Genomic DNA, 14,903 nt, shown 5'->3' with positions numbered 1-14,903 from the left:
AGCCTGACGTGACCACACCCCCCAAGACCGAGGAGAAGCCGGCCGCGAACGGATCCGGTTCCGGCCCCTTCCTCTCCGTCCGCGACCTGCACATCCGGTTCTCCACCGAGGACGGCATCGTCAAGGCGGTCGACGGCCTCTCCTTCGACCTGGAGCGCGGCAAGACCCTGGGCATCGTCGGCGAGTCCGGCTCCGGCAAGTCCGTCACCAACCTCGCGGTGCTGGGGCTGCACAACCCCAAGTCCACCGAGATCACCGGTGAGATCCACCTGGAAGGCCAGGAGCTGACCGGCGCCAAGGAAAGGACCCTGGAGAAGCTCCGGGGCAACAAGATGGCGATGATCTTCCAGGACGCGCTGACCGCCCTGTCGCCGTACTACACCGTCGGCCGGCAGATCGCCGAGCCGTTCATCAAGCACACCGGCGCGAGCAGGCGTGAGGGCCGGCAGCGGGCGATCGAGATGCTCACCAAGGTCGGCATCCCACAGCCCGGTCTGCGGGTGGACGACTACCCGCACCAGTTCTCCGGCGGTATGCGCCAGCGCGCCATGATCGCCATGGCGCTGGTCTGCAACCCGGAGCTGCTGATCGCCGACGAGCCGACCACCGCGCTGGACGTCACCGTCCAGGCGCAGATCCTGGACCTCCTCAAGGACCTCCAGCAGGAGTTCGGCTCCGCGATCATCCTGATCACCCACGACCTGGGCGTGGTCGCCAACACCGCGGACGACCTGCTGGTAATGTACGCGGGCCGGGCGGTGGAGCGCGGCTCGGTGCGGGAGATCCTGACCGAGCCCCGACACCCGTACACATGGGGCCTGTTGAGCTCCATGCCGCGGCTCTCCTCGGACGTCAACGAGGAGCTGCACCCGATCCCGGGCACCCCGCCGAGCCTGCTGAACCCGCCCTCGGGCTGCGCGTTCAACCCGCGTTGCGGTTTCACCGGCGAGGTCGGCGGCAGCAGCTGCACCGACGACCGCCCCGTGCTGGAACTGGGGCGCGCCGCCGCGTGCCATCTGACCGCCGAGCAGAAGCAGACCCTCTTCACCGAGCAGATCAAGCCCCGGCTGGGCTAGGGAGCTACCACCATGGCCAAGAACGTCACCCTCCCCGCGCCCCGCGACACCTCCCCCGCCCAGGGCGAGCCGCTGCTCACGGCCGAGGGCCTCACCATGCACTTCCCGATCTACGGCGGCTTCCCGTTCAAGCGGCGGGTCGGGTCCGTCCAGGCGGTCGACGGGGTCGACCTCACCGTGCACGCCGGCGAGAGCTTCGGCCTGGTCGGTGAGTCGGGCTGCGGCAAGTCCACCACCGGCCGGCTGCTGACCCGGCTGATGGAGCCCACCTCCGGCAAGATCACCTACGCGGGCCAGGACATCACGCACGCTGGCCGCAAGCAGCTGGCGCCGATCCGCTCCGAGATCCAGATGATCTTCCAGGACCCGTACGCCTCGTTGAACCCGCGGCAGACGGTCGGCACCATCATCGGCGGCCCGATGGAGATCAACGGGATCAACCCGACCGGCGGCCGGGAGAAGCGGATCCGCGAACTCCTCGAAACCGTCGGCCTCAACCCCGAGCACTACAACCGCTTCCCGCACGAGTTCTCCGGCGGCCAGCGGCAGCGCATCGGCGTGGCCCGCGCCCTCGCCCTGGAACCCAAGCTGATCGTCGCCGACGAACCGGTCTCCGCCCTCGACGTCTCCATCCAGGCGCAGGTCGTCAACCTCCTCCAGGACCTCCAGCGCGAGCTGGGCATCGCGTTCGTGTTCATCGCCCACGACCTGGCGATCGTGCGGCACTTCAGCGAGCGGGTCGCGGTGATGTACCTCGGCAAGATCGTCGAGGTGGGCACCCGCGACGAGATCTACAACCGCCCGCGCCACCCGTACACCCACGCCCTGCTCTCGGCCGTACCCGAACCGAAGCTGCTGGACGAGGGCGAGGAGGAGCGCGAACGGATCCGACTCGCCGGCGACGTCCCCTCCCCCATCAACCCGCCGTCCGGCTGCCGCTTCCGCACCCGCTGCTGGAAGGCGCAGGACAAGTGCGCGACGGAGGAGCCGCCGCTGATCCAGCTCGGCGGCAACGCGGACGGGCACCTGACGGCCTGTCACTTCCCGGAGGAGCCGACGACCGCCGCCCGGGGCGAGGACATCGTCCTCGATCCGGCGCTGGCCGCGATCGAGGAGGGGGCCGGAAACGAAAGCGGGGCGGCGGGCACCGACGGCTCGGAGAGCTGAACCTGCCGCGCCATCCCGCCGAATACCGCCGCTACGCAGCGCGCTGGGGCCGGCTGCCCTTCGGATGAAGCGGGCCCCAGCGCTGGTCCGGGGGGCGGCCGTGACCTACGGCAGGGTAGGACGGCGGCCGGCTTCACGCACGCAGTCAAGGCACACCCATCCCGCGCGGGCTACCAGCCGGGTCCGCTCTTGGGGGTGCTTGCCGCACCATGTCGAAGCCGGGGCGCGGTCCGGCAGGTCTCGCTTGATGTAGGGCCCGATGCCTGCCCAGGGCTTCTTAGCCATCGCTGCCGTCCTCGTCCCGCTGGGGGTCCGGCTCAGGTTCGGCAGGGGAGATGACCTCCTGCTCGAACACGTCGTAACCGTTGATCTCCTCGTTGTCTCCCACATTCTCACCTCCCTTGCGGTGTCGGAAGTAGAGAAGTTGGCCCCGCTCCGGCGGTTCGACCTGTCCGGGTGACGACGGCCGGAGCGTGTTGGTCGCACCCTTCAGGAGCGGTACCGATTCCTCATGGCGCGCCTTCCGGATGGTCCGGAGCATCGCTGCCCGGTGCCCGCACGGCGTCGATGCACTCGGTGAGACCACGCAGCAACTCCGCGAGATCCTCCTCGGTCAGCTCATCCATCCACGCGGTACGAGCCCTGAGATCCGCCCGCATGTGATCAAGCTGCCGATGCAACTCCCGATACCTGACGTGCCGGTTCCATGCCTCCTTGGCCCGGTCGCACAACCGCGACCATGTGCCCGCGCTCATCAGCGCACAACCTTGGCGTGAGGATGGCGGCGCATCTCAACGTTGCACTCGATCACCGTCGTCCGGTCTCCAGCGGAACGCGCCGCCTCACACTGCTCGGCCAACGCCATGCATACGTCGCATCCGGGGGCAGGTTCGGGCTCCAGCATCGGATCCGGGTCCCTCAGGTGAACGGGTCGGCACTTATGGGGCATCAGCCCGCCACCTCCACACCGTGAATCCAGCGCGGCCCGGCGTCGATGCCCTGCACGGCCAGCCACAACGTCCGCCGCCGACCACGCTGCAAGCGACGCTCGCGCCGTTCCTCAGGAGTCAGGACGTACGGGCGGATCAAAGCGACGTCTTCGCCTCGCCACAGGCCCAACTGCCCGACGGACATGCGGGAAAGCTCAAGCGGTGGCGCGCCCTCGTACCACGCAGCGGGTAACGCGCCGGCCGACCGATGGCGGCCTCCCGCGGGAAGCAGCAGCCTCAGCAGCGGGACAAGGAATCTCGCTGTAGCGTTGAGCACGTTGTCAACTCCCATGTAGTTGATGGCCATGCCCCCGGGCCGGTCCGACGGTCGCGGGGGTCTGTCGTGGACAGACACTTCATCGAACCGTTCGGGTAGACCTGGGAGAGGAGCCACACGGGAGGCCAGGGAGGGGCCACACTGAAGGGGAGAGGGGGCCGGCGGGTGACCGATGAACAACGGCGGCAGTTCGGCGCTTACTTGGCACGTCTGAGGCGCGATGCCCATAAGAGTCAGCGGCAGGTTGCCGCCATGCTGTGCGCCGTCTCCGGTACGCAGTCCCTCACACGGAACGAGGTTTCCCGGTGGGAGCGGGGAGGGCGCATCCCGGAATCCTGGCTCCCGTTCATCGCGGAAACCTTGAGGGCTCCCCTCGGGGAGCTGGAGCGAGCCGCCGCGTACGCCCGAGGCGAGATGGACGGGCCACCGTTCGGGGCCGCCGCGGTCCTCTGTGAGCTGATCCCGCCGGGCGACCCTCTGGCGCCACTCGCCAGCAGGACCGGCCGCCGCATCGGCAGCGACGACGTAGCGAGCCTCGCCGCTCGCGTGCACGGCTTTCGACTCGCTGACGACGTGCTTACCGGAGGCGACCTCGTCGCACCCGTGTTCCGCGAACTCAACGCAGCCATACAGCTCTACCGCGAGAGCACCCACACCGAAGCAGTCGGCAGCAAGCTGCTTGCCCAGATCGGTGAACTGGCCCAGATCGCCGGATGGATCGCCAGCGATGCCGGGCAACACGAGAAAGCTGAACGTGTGTACCGCATCGGGATCGAAGCAGCGCGGCAAGCGGGCGACGGACCCCTGGTCGCGCATCTCGCGGGAAGCCTCGCCTACCAACTCAGCAACACCGGACACGAGCGCGCCGGCCTCGATCTCGCCCGAGCCGCTCTGGACGAAGGCGGGCCCGATGCCCCATCCAGGGCGCGTGCACTGTTCTTTGATCGTGTGGCGTGGGCTCACACGTGCGCCGGAGAGGCACAGCCCGCCATGCAGGCACTTGAGCAAGCGCATGACGCGCTGACCGAAGCCGACGACGACGCGCCACAGTGGGCGTACTGGGTGAGCACGGAAGAGCTAGAGGTGATGGACGCCCGAGTTTTCACCGAGCTGCACCGCCCGTTGCGCGCTGTGCCATTGCTGACCGACGTACTCAGCCGCTACGACGCCACACACGCGCGAGAGGTGGCCCTCTACCGCTCATGGCTCGCCGTCGCTCTTGCCGACGCCAACGAGCCGGAGCGAGCAGCCGAGGAAGCACGACGTGTCATCTCTGCGTCCGCGGACATGACGAGTGACCGCACCGTGTCGCGGGCCCGTGTCGTACTCCAGCGGCTCGGGGACTTCGAGAAGGTACCTGAAGTCCGCGGCTTGCTTCACGATCACGGGCACGTGCTCAGTGTGTAAGGGACTGGCCGAAGCGCGGAGAGGCCGTTGCGGGGGCCGGCCGCATGCGCTGCTCTTCGCGCCGCTCACCGCCAACACGATCGACGAGTGGGCCGCGAGTATCAGCGACACACTGGCTCTCGGACTGATCACCGAAGGTATCGGGCTGCAGCTGCCCATCCTGGCACTGCCGCACTGGAGCGATGCCCACAATGCGCACCCGGCCGTGCCGCTCCGCGTCGAGACCCTGCGCGCCGCGGGCGTCCAAGTGCTCTTCGACAACGGCCGTTTCGTGCCACACAGGCCACGCCACGGCAACCTCGACGCCTACCCGTGGCACGCCGCGGTGGACACGCTCCCGTAGTCGGGTCGACGCGAGCCCACCCATCGCGCCGAGGCCCATTCATGCAGGCGTCCCTCACTGCTGGTGCGACCCCCGGTCGTGACGGGGCGGACGGATCTCGCGGCACAGCACACCTGTTGTGGTCGGGCCGTTCCCGTCGAGGGACGCCGCGCCAGTTGACGGAGAGCTGCGGTGTCGGCATCAAGACTGTCCGGCCGGTGGATCACCGAGGACGGGCGAGTTCCCCGTGCCCGCCGCCAGGCTCCGCTGACGGACACGACACCGCCTAAACGGTCTTGCAGCCATAGAGCGGCCGGGACCCACCCCTCGCAAAGAAGGTGGGTCCCGGCTTATTGAACTGCGAATGGGTACCGACTATCCGTAGATAGCCATCCACCACTTCTCGTCTGTCTGGCCCGGAGTGCAGACCGCATCGCTCCCCGATACCTTCAGGTAGCACCCTGCAGCCGGGTTTGCATATATGGCCTTCTCCCTGTCGTGGAAGGAACTCACAACAAAGCCCGGAGTCCATCCATCGAAGTTGCAGGTATTCACGTAGACATCCCCGCCGCCCCCTTTCTTGGCCAGCAGGCAGGGACCATACGCCGGATTACCAGCCGCTACAGAGATGATCCCATCGGGGTTCATAGCCCATCGCTGTTGTTGAACCTCAACGTCACACGCCTCCGCGGTCACGGGATGACCCATTCCGTTAAACTTAAGGCACTTCCCGGTCGCGACGTTCTTGATGTTGAACCCACGGACAGGCGTGGCAGATGCCGACGTCGTGCCGAAGATCACCAATCCGGTCGCAGCCAGCCCAGCGATGGTCATGCCAAATTTACGCTTCAATTTTCCCCCTCGTTTCCCTTGCCTGTTTGACGCTGACAGGCCAGCTCGCCCACAACTAACGCGACAGACGAACCGCACCCTCCCCTTGAAGCGGTCACCTTCGCAGGAAGCATCACGCCGCTCACTTTCCCGTAGCGGCCGACGAGATCATTAGATACCAAATCACTCTCTCGCGCCAGCGAACTTAACGAGGGTTTGTCGCACGTTCCAGGGTCCGCGTATTACATAGATCTCGCATCCATGGCGCCCCAATATCCGAAATTGACTGAATTTTCCTCGCACTCTCACAGCGCCGGGTCGGAGCTCACCGGCCACAGCTACGGTTTCGCGTCAGGGAATCAGTATTGGTCGTGGAACAGGCATGCTCGCCCGTCTCCAATTCGCTTTGCCAGACGGGTGGTTCGACCACCTGGCAGTGCCTCGACGCGAACCAACCGCCACCATTGCCTGCTGCCCCTACCGTGCATCTACGGGAGACGAGGTGCTCAGCGACCACCCGGCCAGGTCCCGCCCTCCCCCCTGCAAAGAGGGAGGGCGGGACCCGTTTCCCTCACCGCGCCGCGATGGCACGGCATCCGTGAAGGGAGCGCCCGGGACGCTCCCCGCTGGACGGACCGGAGCGGGAGCGGAGCCCGTCGGCTCGGTCGGGACGACACGTACTGTCCCTGCTCAAGAGATCTCCGGTCGGGGGAAGTTGTGCGGGCGGACGGGCCAGGGACGTGCCGCGCTGTCTTCGTCGTCCCCGTCGTCTTCGTCGTCCCCGTCGTCTTCGTCGTCCCCGTCGTCGCCGTCGTCCGCGTCGGATCCGTCATCGGTCTGCGGCAGCCGGGCGCCCCGGCTGTCCGCGATGCGCTTCACATCACGGAGGGACTCCATCAACCGGGCAGCGAGAAACCACAGTTCACCACCGCTGCCCTTGTGGTCGGCGAGCATGCCGCCCGCGTGGTGGAGAAGGTCGCCCGCCATGCCCAACTGCACCGCCTCGACGCTGTCGGCGATACGGGACACCAAACCGCCGTCGCTCACGAGGTAGCAAGGCTTGCCCCCAGGCGCCGCCCATGGCAGCAGGCGCGCGGTGATGTCCTGAACCATCACCGCTCGATCCCGTGGTCGTTACCGGCCGTTTCCGTGACGTGCAGGAAACCGCCCGCCTTCTCGATCTCGCCGACGACCCGGTCGTACTCCTCCGCTACGGGAGAGATCATCGAACGCGAGGCCGTGAGCACGGCGCCAGCCTTGCCGTCCTTGATGCGGTCGACGGCCTGCCTGAGACCTTCTCGGCCCTCGGGCGGCAGTAACCCCGTGCGCTCCTCGATCACGGCCGCGATCTCCCACCCGAACGCCTCGGCGTACTCGGTGCACTCCTCGCGCATCTCTCCGCTGTCGGTGTCAGGCGCACTGCTCAGGTAGATCACGCAGCGGAACCGCTCGATCTTCCCGTCCTCGCCCGGCACTTCGGCCGAACTCGCCGGGATACCCGCTGCCGCGTCGGCAAGCGCCTGTCGCCGTTTCAGGTCCCCCTCGGTCCGGCGGGCCGTAGCCGGCCCCTGCTGCCTCTGTCCCTGCTCGATGCTGGCCATGCGTCAATCGTGTCCGGCCGGTCACGTTTAGTGAAGCCATGGGTCGTAAGAGCGCTTCAGGCCGCCCGGCCCCAACTCGTACGCCCCGTAGGACCTAGGTGATCAGGGGCACGCCGATCAGCTCGCTGATGTTCCGCACGCGCGCCGTGGACACCTTCGCGAGACGCTTCCCGATGACGCCGGGCAATGCCTGATGCCTGACCCACTCCGGGGCGTCGAGACCTACCTCGATCAGCGTGTCGGCGGCCCGGTCGTACAGCTTCGTCTCGCACTGGGCCAAGGCGACATCGAGCTTGTAGCGGTTACGTGCCAGCTTGGGCATGGAACGAGGCAGTTCGGTGCGCGAGGCCAGTTTGAGCGCCCTTCCGTAATTCCCGAGCGCCACGGCGATTCCTACGGCCTCTGTATTCGCGGCAGTCGGGCCGAAATGTGTGCCGTAAAGCGCCTCGTCATGACCCAGCCGAGCTGCTGCGGCATGCGCCTGCGACAGGTAGTCATCCGCGGATACGGCGTCGCCTTGACGAGATGCGGCCACAGCAGCAGAGATCATCAGCCTTCCGTAGCCGAATAGTTGAGGGCGGGGCGCCTTGCTGAACGAGGGCTCGATCCGCAGGGCCGCTCGTTCGGCTACGGCAATCGCCCGAGGAACTTTCGCGCTTCGCAGGTGAATCCACGACAGAGTCGACTCGATAAGCGCGCCAAGCACCGCATCGCCGGAGTCCTCGGCCAGGCGACGCGCCGAGGTGAGGGCGCTCAGCGCGAGATCGCGCTGCCCGAGCAGAATCGCGGCCGAGGAGGCGAATTGGTAGGCACTGGCGAGAACCGCGCCCAGCCTTTCGCGCTCGTGCCCCGTCGCTTGCCCGTACCGAGCAGTCCCTTCGAGCAATACCCTGGCGAGGAGTTCACTCAGTTTCCCGTAATCCCCCTGCCAGTAGGCGCTGTACACCTGGTCATGCGCAGCTGAAAGCTCGGCGAGGGTGCTCGGCTCCGCAATGCCGTCCCAGCCTCCGAGGGCGCTGTCGTGCACGGCGTCCGAAAGCCTCCGTAGAGCGGCCCTGGTACCTCGGCTCATTCCCCGGCGCGGCGCCTGCTGCCCCAGGATCACCGCAACGTCGGTCTTGAGCGCATGCGCGAGCTTGAGCAATGAGCCGACCGACAGTTCGCCCCGGTCCTGCTCGGCCTTCTGCACTAAAGCCAGCGAGACGCCCGCGGCATCGGCGAGCCCCTGCTGCGTCAGATCGGAGCCCCTCAGGTGCTTGATACGCGTACCGTTCGAAAGGTCGGCCCAGTTACTCACGTTCACCTCGGCGGGTTGCTCAGGCTCGGTGGCGGCATTCCGATGGTAGTTCCTGCCATCGATGCACTCAGGGCGAACGGAACAGCCGAACCGCTCGGCCGCCTCGGTACAGCCCTCCACACCACACGTGCCCGCTGCGGAGGCAAGCACACGGACCTGAGCGGACGTTACCCGCCCGCCACCACCCGCCGCTCCTCCGCGAAGTGGCACGCCGAGGGATGGCGCGCCGGGCCCGTCGACTTCCGGAATTCCGGGGGGACTTCGAGCGGCGGCTCGACCCGTGCGCACAGCTCCTGGGCCTTCCAGCAGCGGGTGCGGAAGCGGCAGCCGGAGGGCGGGTGGGCCGGGGAGGGGACGTCGCCGGTCAGGAGGATGCGCTCGCGGTGCTCGCGGGCCTCGGGGTCGGGGACCGGGACGGCGGAGAGGAGGGCCTGGGTGTAGGGGTGGGTGGGGTGGTCGTAGATCTCCTCGCCGGTGCCGATCTCGGCGATCCGGCCCAGGTACATCACCGCGACCCGGTCGGAGATGTGGCGGACGACGGAGAGGTCGTGCGCGATGAAGACGTAGGAGAGGTCGAAGTCGCTCTGGAGGCGCGCCAGGAGGTTGACGACCTGGGCCTGTACGGAGACGTCGAGCGCGGAGACCGGCTCGTCGGCGACGATGATCTCCGGGCGGAGGGCCAGGCCCCGGGCGATGCCGATGCGCTGGCGCTGGCCGCCGGAGAACTGGTGCGGGTAGCGGTTGATGAACTCGGGGTTGAGCCCGACGACTTCGAGGAGTTCCTGGACCTTGCGGCGGCGGTCCGACCGGGGCGCGACCTCGGGGTGGATCTGGTACGGCTCGCCGATGATGTCGCCGACCGTCATCCGGGGGTTCAGGGAGGTGTAGGGGTCCTGGAAGACCATCTGGATGTTGCGGCGCACCGACTTCAGCGCCCGTCCCGAGAGTCGGGTGATGTCCTCTCCCCGGTAGAGGATCTGACCCTCCGTCGGGCGTTCCAGGCCCACCAGCATCCTGGCGACGGTGGACTTTCCGCAGCCCGATTCGCCGACGATGCCGAGGGTTTCGCCCCGGTGGAGGTCGAAGGAGATCCCGTCGACGGCCTTGACGGCGCCCACCTGCCTCTTGAAGAGCACGCCCTGGGTGAGCGGGAAGTGCTTGACCAGGTCGCGGACTTCGATGAGGGGTTCGGGTGCGGGAGCGGATGCGGGGTCACCGGCCGCCATCGAAGATCTCCTTTCCGCGCTCGAGGGTCTCTCTCCAGAAGTGGCAGGCGCTGGCCCGGTCCGGGCCCGCCTCGTAGAGCGGCGGCGGATCCGTCCGGCAGATGTCGCGGGCCAGCGGGCAGCGGGGGTGGAAGGCGCAGCCCGGCGGGATGGCGGTCAGGCTCGGCGGCAGGCCCTTGATCGCGTAGAGTTCCCGGCCCTTGTGGCCCAGGCGCGGGACGGACTCCAGCAGGCCGCGGGTGTACGGGTGCGCGGGTGCCTTGTAGAGCTGGTGGACGGGGGCGGTCTCCACGATCCGGCCGGCGTACATCACGGCGATGGTGTCGGCGACGTCGGCGACCACGCCCAGGTCGTGGGTGATCAGGACGAGCCCCATGGTGAACTCGCGCCGGAGCTCGGCGAGCAGGTCCATCACCTGCGCCTGGACGGTGACGTCCAGCGCCGTGGTCGGTTCGTCGGCGATGATCAGGTCGGGGCGCAGGGCCAGCGCCATGGCGATCATGATGCGCTGGCGCATCCCGCCGGAGAACTGGTGCGGGTAGTCCCCCACCCGCTCCCGGGCCGCCGGGATGCCGACCCGCTCCATCAGCTCCACGGCCCGGCCGCGGGCCTTCCTGCGCGACATCCCCTCGTGGACCTGGAACATCTCCCCCAGCTGCGCGCCGACACTGAGCACCGGGTTCAGCGAGGAGAGCGCGTCCTGGAAGATCATCGCCATCCTGGCGCCGCGGATCCGGCGCCGCTCCTCCCTGCCCAGCTTGAGCAGATCGCGCCCCTGGAAGAGGATCTCGCCGCCGGTCACGAAGCCCGGCGGCGAGTCCAGGATGCCCATCACGGCCTGGGCGGTGACGGACTTCCCGGAGCCCGACTCGCCGAGCACCGCGAGTGTCTGCCCTGCCGCCACGGCGCAGCTGACGCCGTTGACGGCCTGTGCCACCCCGTCCCGGGTGCGGAACTCCACCCGCAGGTCCCGGACTTCGAGCAGTACCTCCCCGCGCCGCGCACCGCCGTTGGTCATCTGCCGCCTCCTCAGCGCAACTTGGGGTCGAGGGCGTCGCGCACCGCGTCGCCGAGCATGATGAACGCCAGCACCGTGATGCTCAGCGCGCCCGCCGGCCACAGCAGCATGTGCGGGGCGTTGCGGATGTAGGTCGAGGCGGTGGAGATGTCGATGCCCCAGGAGACGGTGGGGGGTTTGAGCCCGGCGCCCAGGTAGGACAGCGTCGCCTCCAGCGCGATGTACGTACCGAGCGCGATGGTGGCGACGACGATCACCGGGGCGACGGCGTTCGGCGCGATGTGCCGCAGCAGCATCCGCCCGTTGCCCGCGCCCAGTGCCCGCGCGGCCTGGACGTAGTCGTTCTGCTTGGCGGTGACGACGGAGCCGCGGGCGATCCGGCCGATCTGCGGCCAGCCGAGCAGCACGATGAAGCCGACCACCGGCCAGACGGTGGTGCTGGTGACGACGGACAGGAAGACCAGGCCGCCGAGCAGCACCGGGATGCCGAAGAAGATGTCGGCGAGGCGGGAGAGCAGGGTGTCCCACCAGCCGCCGAAGAAGCCGGCCAGCCCGCCGAGCAGGCTGCCCAGCAGGGCGGCGCCGGCGGTGGCGCAGGTGCCGACGGTGATGGAGGCGCGGGCGCCGTAGACGACCCGGGTGTAGACGTCCCGGCCCTGGGTGTCGTAGCCGAAGGGGTGGCCGGGCGCGGGGCCCTCCTGGGCCTTGGACAGGTCGGCGCGGTACGGGTTGCCGCTGGCGATCAGCTGCGGCCAGATGGCGATGACCACGAGGAAGACGATGACCAGCGCGGAGGCCACGAAGACCGGGTTGCGGCGCAGGTCGTGCCAGGCGTCGCTCCACAGGCTGCGGGGTCGGCCGGTGAGCGCCGCGCCGGGCGGGCGGCCGGGGGCGGGCACCCGCTCCAGCGACTCGGCCTCGCCGATGGCCAGGGCGGCGGTCCCGCCGTCGCCGTGGCCGATTGCTTCCTTGGGGACGTGGCTCTCAGGGCTCTCAGGCATAGCGGATCCTCGGGTCGAGGACGGCGTACAGCAGGTCGACCAGCAGGTTGGCGATCAGGAACACCAGCACCAGGATCGTCACGAAGCCCACCACGGTAGGCGAGTTCTGCCGGAGGATGCCCTGGTAGAGCTGGTATCCGACGCCGTGGATGTTGAAGATGCGCTCGGTGACGATGGCGCCGCCCATCAGCGCGCCGATGTCGGTGCCGATGAAGGTGACGACCGGGATCAGCGAGTTCCGCAGCAGATGGCGGGTGATGACCCGGTGCCGGGGCAGGCCCTTGGCGACCGCCGTGCGGACGTAGTCGGCGCGGGCGTTCTCGGCGAGCGAGGTCCGGGTCAGCCGGGTGACATAGGCGAGCGAGACCAGCGCCAGGACCAGCCCGGGAAGCAGGAACTGGCCCAGCGGCGCCTCGGGCGCGACGGTCGGCGCGGCCCATTCCCACTTCACGCCGAACACGAACTGGAGCAGATAGCCGCTGACGAACGTCGGGACCGAGACGACGACGAGGGTGAGGACCAGCACCGTGGTGTCCACCCCCCGGCCGCGCCGCAGCCCGCTGAACACCCCCAGCACGATGCCCACGATCATCTCGATCACGATCGCGACGACGGTCAGCCGGAGGGTGACCGGATAGGCCGTGGACATCAGCTCGGTGACCGACTGGCCGTTGAACGCGGTGCCGAAATTCCCCTGGAAGATCTGCCTCATGTAATGCGGATACTGCTTCCACAGCGGCTGGTCGAGAAAGAGGTCGTGGCGGATCTGCGCGGCGGTGGCCGGGTCCGGCGCCCGGTCGCCGAACATCGCGGCGACCGGATCGCCCAGCGCGTAGACCATGAAGAAGATCAGAAACGTACTGCCGACGAAGACCGGGATCATCTGGAGCAGCCGCCGGATCACATAACGTCCCATGCACGAGCCTCACTTCACGGTCAGCCGGCTCGGCTGGCCTTGATCTCGTTGTAGACCGGCACACTGAAGGGATTCAGCGACACATTGCTGATGCGGTCGGAATAGCCGCCGCTGCCGTTCTGGTACCACAGCGGAATGGCCGGCATCTGCTGGGCCAGGATCTTCTCCGCTTCCTGGAACGTGGCCACCGCGTGACGCGTGTCCGGTGCGGCGTTGGCCTCGTTGACGAGTCTGTCGAAGGCGGGGTTGCTGAACTTCCCGTCGTTGGACGAGGCATCGGTGTAATACAGCGGCTGAAGGAAGTTCTGGATCAGCGGATAGTCCATCTGCCAGCCGGCCCGGAAAGGCCCGGTCAGCCGTTTCGAACTGATCTTGTTCCGGAAGTCCGCGAAGGTCCCGACCGGTTCGCCGACACACGCCCGGTCGTTCCCCAGCGTCCTGTTGATGCTGTTGCAGACCGCGTCCACCCAGTCCTTGTGCGAGCCGGTGTCCGCGTTGTACGTGATGGTCATCCGGCCGCCGGGCAGGCCGCCGCCCTCCTTGACGAGCTGCCGGGCCCTGGCAGCGTCGAACACGCAGGCGTCGCCGCACAGCCCTTGCCGGTAGCCGCCGGCGGCGCCCAGCACCGGCGAGGTCCAGTCGGTCGCCGGCGTCCGGGTGTTCCGGAAGATCTCCTTGGTGATCTGCTGCCGGTCGATCGCCATCGAGATGCCGCGGCGCACCTTCTCCATTCCCGGCCGGCCCCATTTCGGGTCGTACATGGGGAAGGTGATGGTCTGGATGATCCCGGCCGGCTGGTTGATGTACCGGTTCCCCAGGTCCTTTCCGACGTTCTTGAGCTGCGCGGCGGGCACGTCGTCGACCAGGTCGAGATTGCCCGCCTGGAGATCGGTGTAGGCGGTGTTGTTGTCGGTGTACACCCGCAGGTCGATCCCGTCGTTCCGCGCCGGGTCCGGCCCCGGGTACTTCTTCCACTTCCGCATCTTCAGCACGGTGCCCTTGGTGTACGAATCCACCACGTACGGGCCGTTGCCGACCGGCTTCTTCAGCCAGGCGTCGTGATCCCGGAAGAACGCCTGCGGCAGCGGCATGAACGCCGAATAGCCCAGGGTGTCCGGCCAGCTGGAGAACTTCTGGTTCAGTTTGACGGTGAAGGTCCGGTCGTCCTTCACCCGGAGCCCGGACAGGGTCTTGGCGGTGGCCGCGCCATGGTCCGGATGGACCCGGTCGTAGCCGTCGATGTACTGGAAGAAGGCCGCGTTCTTCTGCTTGTTGTCCAGCAGCGCGCCGTAATTCCAGGCGTCCACGAACGACTTCGCGGTGACCTTCTCCCCGTTGCTGAAGGTCCAGCCGGGCTTGAGCGTCACCGTGTAGTTCTGTGCGTCCGTCGTCTCGATCCGGTCGGCGAGGGCGTTCTGCGCGGCCCCGGTCTTCGGGTTGTAGCGCTTGAGCCCGCGCATCAGCATTTCCAGGACCTTGCCGCCCTGCACCTCGTTGGTGTTCGCCGGCTCCAGCGGGTTCTGCGGGTCCCCCCAGGAGGCGCTCACCACCCCGGCGTCCGTACCACCGCCGCCCCCGCAGGCCGTGGCCGCCAGCGCGACGGCTCCGGCCCAGACGGCCCACTTCGCGCGCACGGCGTTGCGCATGGCGCCTCCTTTGGTCCGGACTCCGGGGTCACACGTAGCCACAGGGACCACACGTAGCCCACATCAGAGCCCAAACCAGCATGTATCGCACTCCGGAGTCGACCGCCGCTGCTCCGAAATCCCGAGAAA

15 protein-coding genes are annotated in these 14,903 nt (G+C 68.0%); 4 read left to right on the top strand and 11 right to left on the bottom strand.

The features are described from left to right. Positions 1-8: 8 nt before the first annotated feature. Together RZ84_RS23585 and RZ84_RS23580 are read left to right on the top strand one after the other, a co-directional pair. Positions 9-1,076, top strand: coding sequence for an ABC transporter ATP-binding protein (locus RZ84_RS23585; RefSeq protein WP_043265954.1), 1,068 nt, complete (start codon positions 9-11; stop codon positions 1,074-1,076). Positions 1,077-1,088: 12 nt separating this feature from the next. Then, positions 1,089-2,243: an ABC transporter ATP-binding protein gene (locus RZ84_RS23580; RefSeq protein ID WP_043265953.1), complete on the top strand. Its 1,155-nt coding sequence runs from the start codon at positions 1,089-1,091 to the stop codon at positions 2,241-2,243. 509 nt (positions 2,244-2,752) lie between these two features. Here the strand turns inward: RZ84_RS23580 and RZ84_RS23570 are convergent. Continuing rightward, positions 2,753-2,998 carry a hypothetical protein gene (locus tag RZ84_RS23570; protein ID WP_043265951.1) on the bottom strand — a complete coding sequence of 82 codons (246 nt, stop codon included), beginning with the start codon at positions 2,996-2,998 and terminating at the stop codon, positions 2,753-2,755. Positions 2,999-3,191: 193 nt separating this feature from the next. Then, on the bottom strand, positions 3,192-3,539 hold the full coding sequence (locus tag RZ84_RS41640) for a hypothetical protein (RefSeq protein WP_241777832.1): 348 nt from the start codon (positions 3,537-3,539) through the stop codon (positions 3,192-3,194). A 135-nt stretch (positions 3,540-3,674) separates the two neighbouring features. Here RZ84_RS41640 and RZ84_RS23560 point away from each other — a divergent pair, with 135 nt between their 5' ends. Both RZ84_RS23560 and RZ84_RS23555 read left to right on the top strand, forming a co-directional pair. Then, positions 3,675-4,916: a helix-turn-helix domain-containing protein gene (locus tag RZ84_RS23560; RefSeq protein WP_043265950.1), complete on the top strand. Its 1,242-nt coding sequence runs from the start codon at positions 3,675-3,677 to the stop codon at positions 4,914-4,916. Next, on the top strand, positions 4,909-5,259 hold the full coding sequence (locus RZ84_RS23555) for a flavoprotein (protein WP_241777831.1): 351 nt from the start codon (positions 4,909-4,911) through the stop codon (positions 5,257-5,259). The genes RZ84_RS23560 and RZ84_RS23555 overlap by 8 nt, the downstream gene beginning before the upstream one ends. A gap of 354 nt (positions 5,260-5,613) precedes the next feature. On the opposite strand, the gene RZ84_RS39150 is transcribed toward RZ84_RS23555, so the two are convergent. The 9 genes from RZ84_RS39150 to RZ84_RS23515 form a co-directional block, all read right to left on the bottom strand. Next, positions 5,614-6,072 carry an RICIN domain-containing protein gene (locus tag RZ84_RS39150; protein WP_157878891.1) on the bottom strand — a complete coding sequence of 153 codons (459 nt, stop codon included), beginning with the start codon at positions 6,070-6,072 and terminating at the stop codon, positions 5,614-5,616. Between the two features lie 687 nt (positions 6,073-6,759). Beyond that, the gene (locus tag RZ84_RS41635; protein ID WP_347232780.1) at positions 6,760-7,116 is read right to left on the bottom strand and encodes a hypothetical protein; all 357 of its coding nucleotides are present in this window, start codon (positions 7,114-7,116) and stop codon (positions 6,760-6,762) included. A gap of 65 nt (positions 7,117-7,181) precedes the next feature. Then, positions 7,182-7,670: a recombinase family protein gene (locus RZ84_RS23545; RefSeq protein ID WP_043265949.1), complete on the bottom strand. Its 489-nt coding sequence runs from the start codon at positions 7,668-7,670 to the stop codon at positions 7,182-7,184. A 94-nt stretch (positions 7,671-7,764) separates the two neighbouring features. Further along, positions 7,765-8,967: a helix-turn-helix domain-containing protein gene (locus RZ84_RS23540; protein ID WP_043270669.1), complete on the bottom strand. Its 1,203-nt coding sequence runs from the start codon at positions 8,965-8,967 to the stop codon at positions 7,765-7,767. A 167-nt stretch (positions 8,968-9,134) separates the two neighbouring features. Further along, entirely contained in the window at positions 9,135-10,193 is a 1,059-nt protein-coding gene (locus RZ84_RS23535) for an ABC transporter ATP-binding protein (RefSeq protein ID WP_078894123.1), read from the bottom strand. Then, positions 10,180-11,211 carry an ABC transporter ATP-binding protein gene (locus RZ84_RS23530; protein ID WP_043265948.1) on the bottom strand — a complete coding sequence of 344 codons (1,032 nt, stop codon included), beginning with the start codon at positions 11,209-11,211 and terminating at the stop codon, positions 10,180-10,182. Before RZ84_RS23530 ends, RZ84_RS23535 begins: the two co-directional genes overlap by 14 nt. Before the next feature lie 11 nt (positions 11,212-11,222). Beyond that, the gene (locus tag RZ84_RS23525; protein ID WP_043265947.1) at positions 11,223-12,212 is read right to left on the bottom strand and encodes an ABC transporter permease; all 990 of its coding nucleotides are present in this window, start codon (positions 12,210-12,212) and stop codon (positions 11,223-11,225) included. Continuing rightward, entirely contained in the window at positions 12,205-13,128 is a 924-nt protein-coding gene (locus RZ84_RS23520; RefSeq protein WP_043265946.1) for an ABC transporter permease, read from the bottom strand. The genes RZ84_RS23525 and RZ84_RS23520 overlap by 8 nt, the downstream gene beginning before the upstream one ends. A gap of 20 nt (positions 13,129-13,148) precedes the next feature. Continuing rightward, positions 13,149-14,774 carry a peptide ABC transporter substrate-binding protein gene (locus RZ84_RS23515; protein WP_043265945.1) on the bottom strand — a complete coding sequence of 542 codons (1,626 nt, stop codon included), beginning with the start codon at positions 14,772-14,774 and terminating at the stop codon, positions 13,149-13,151. Positions 14,775-14,903: the final 129 nt, after the last annotated feature.

The sequence above is a fragment of the Streptomyces sp. CT34 genome (genome assembly GCF_000805335.1).
Classification (GTDB): domain Bacteria; phylum Actinomycetota; class Actinomycetes; order Streptomycetales; family Streptomycetaceae; genus Streptomyces.
This window is presented reverse-complemented; position numbering and strand designations above follow the sequence as displayed.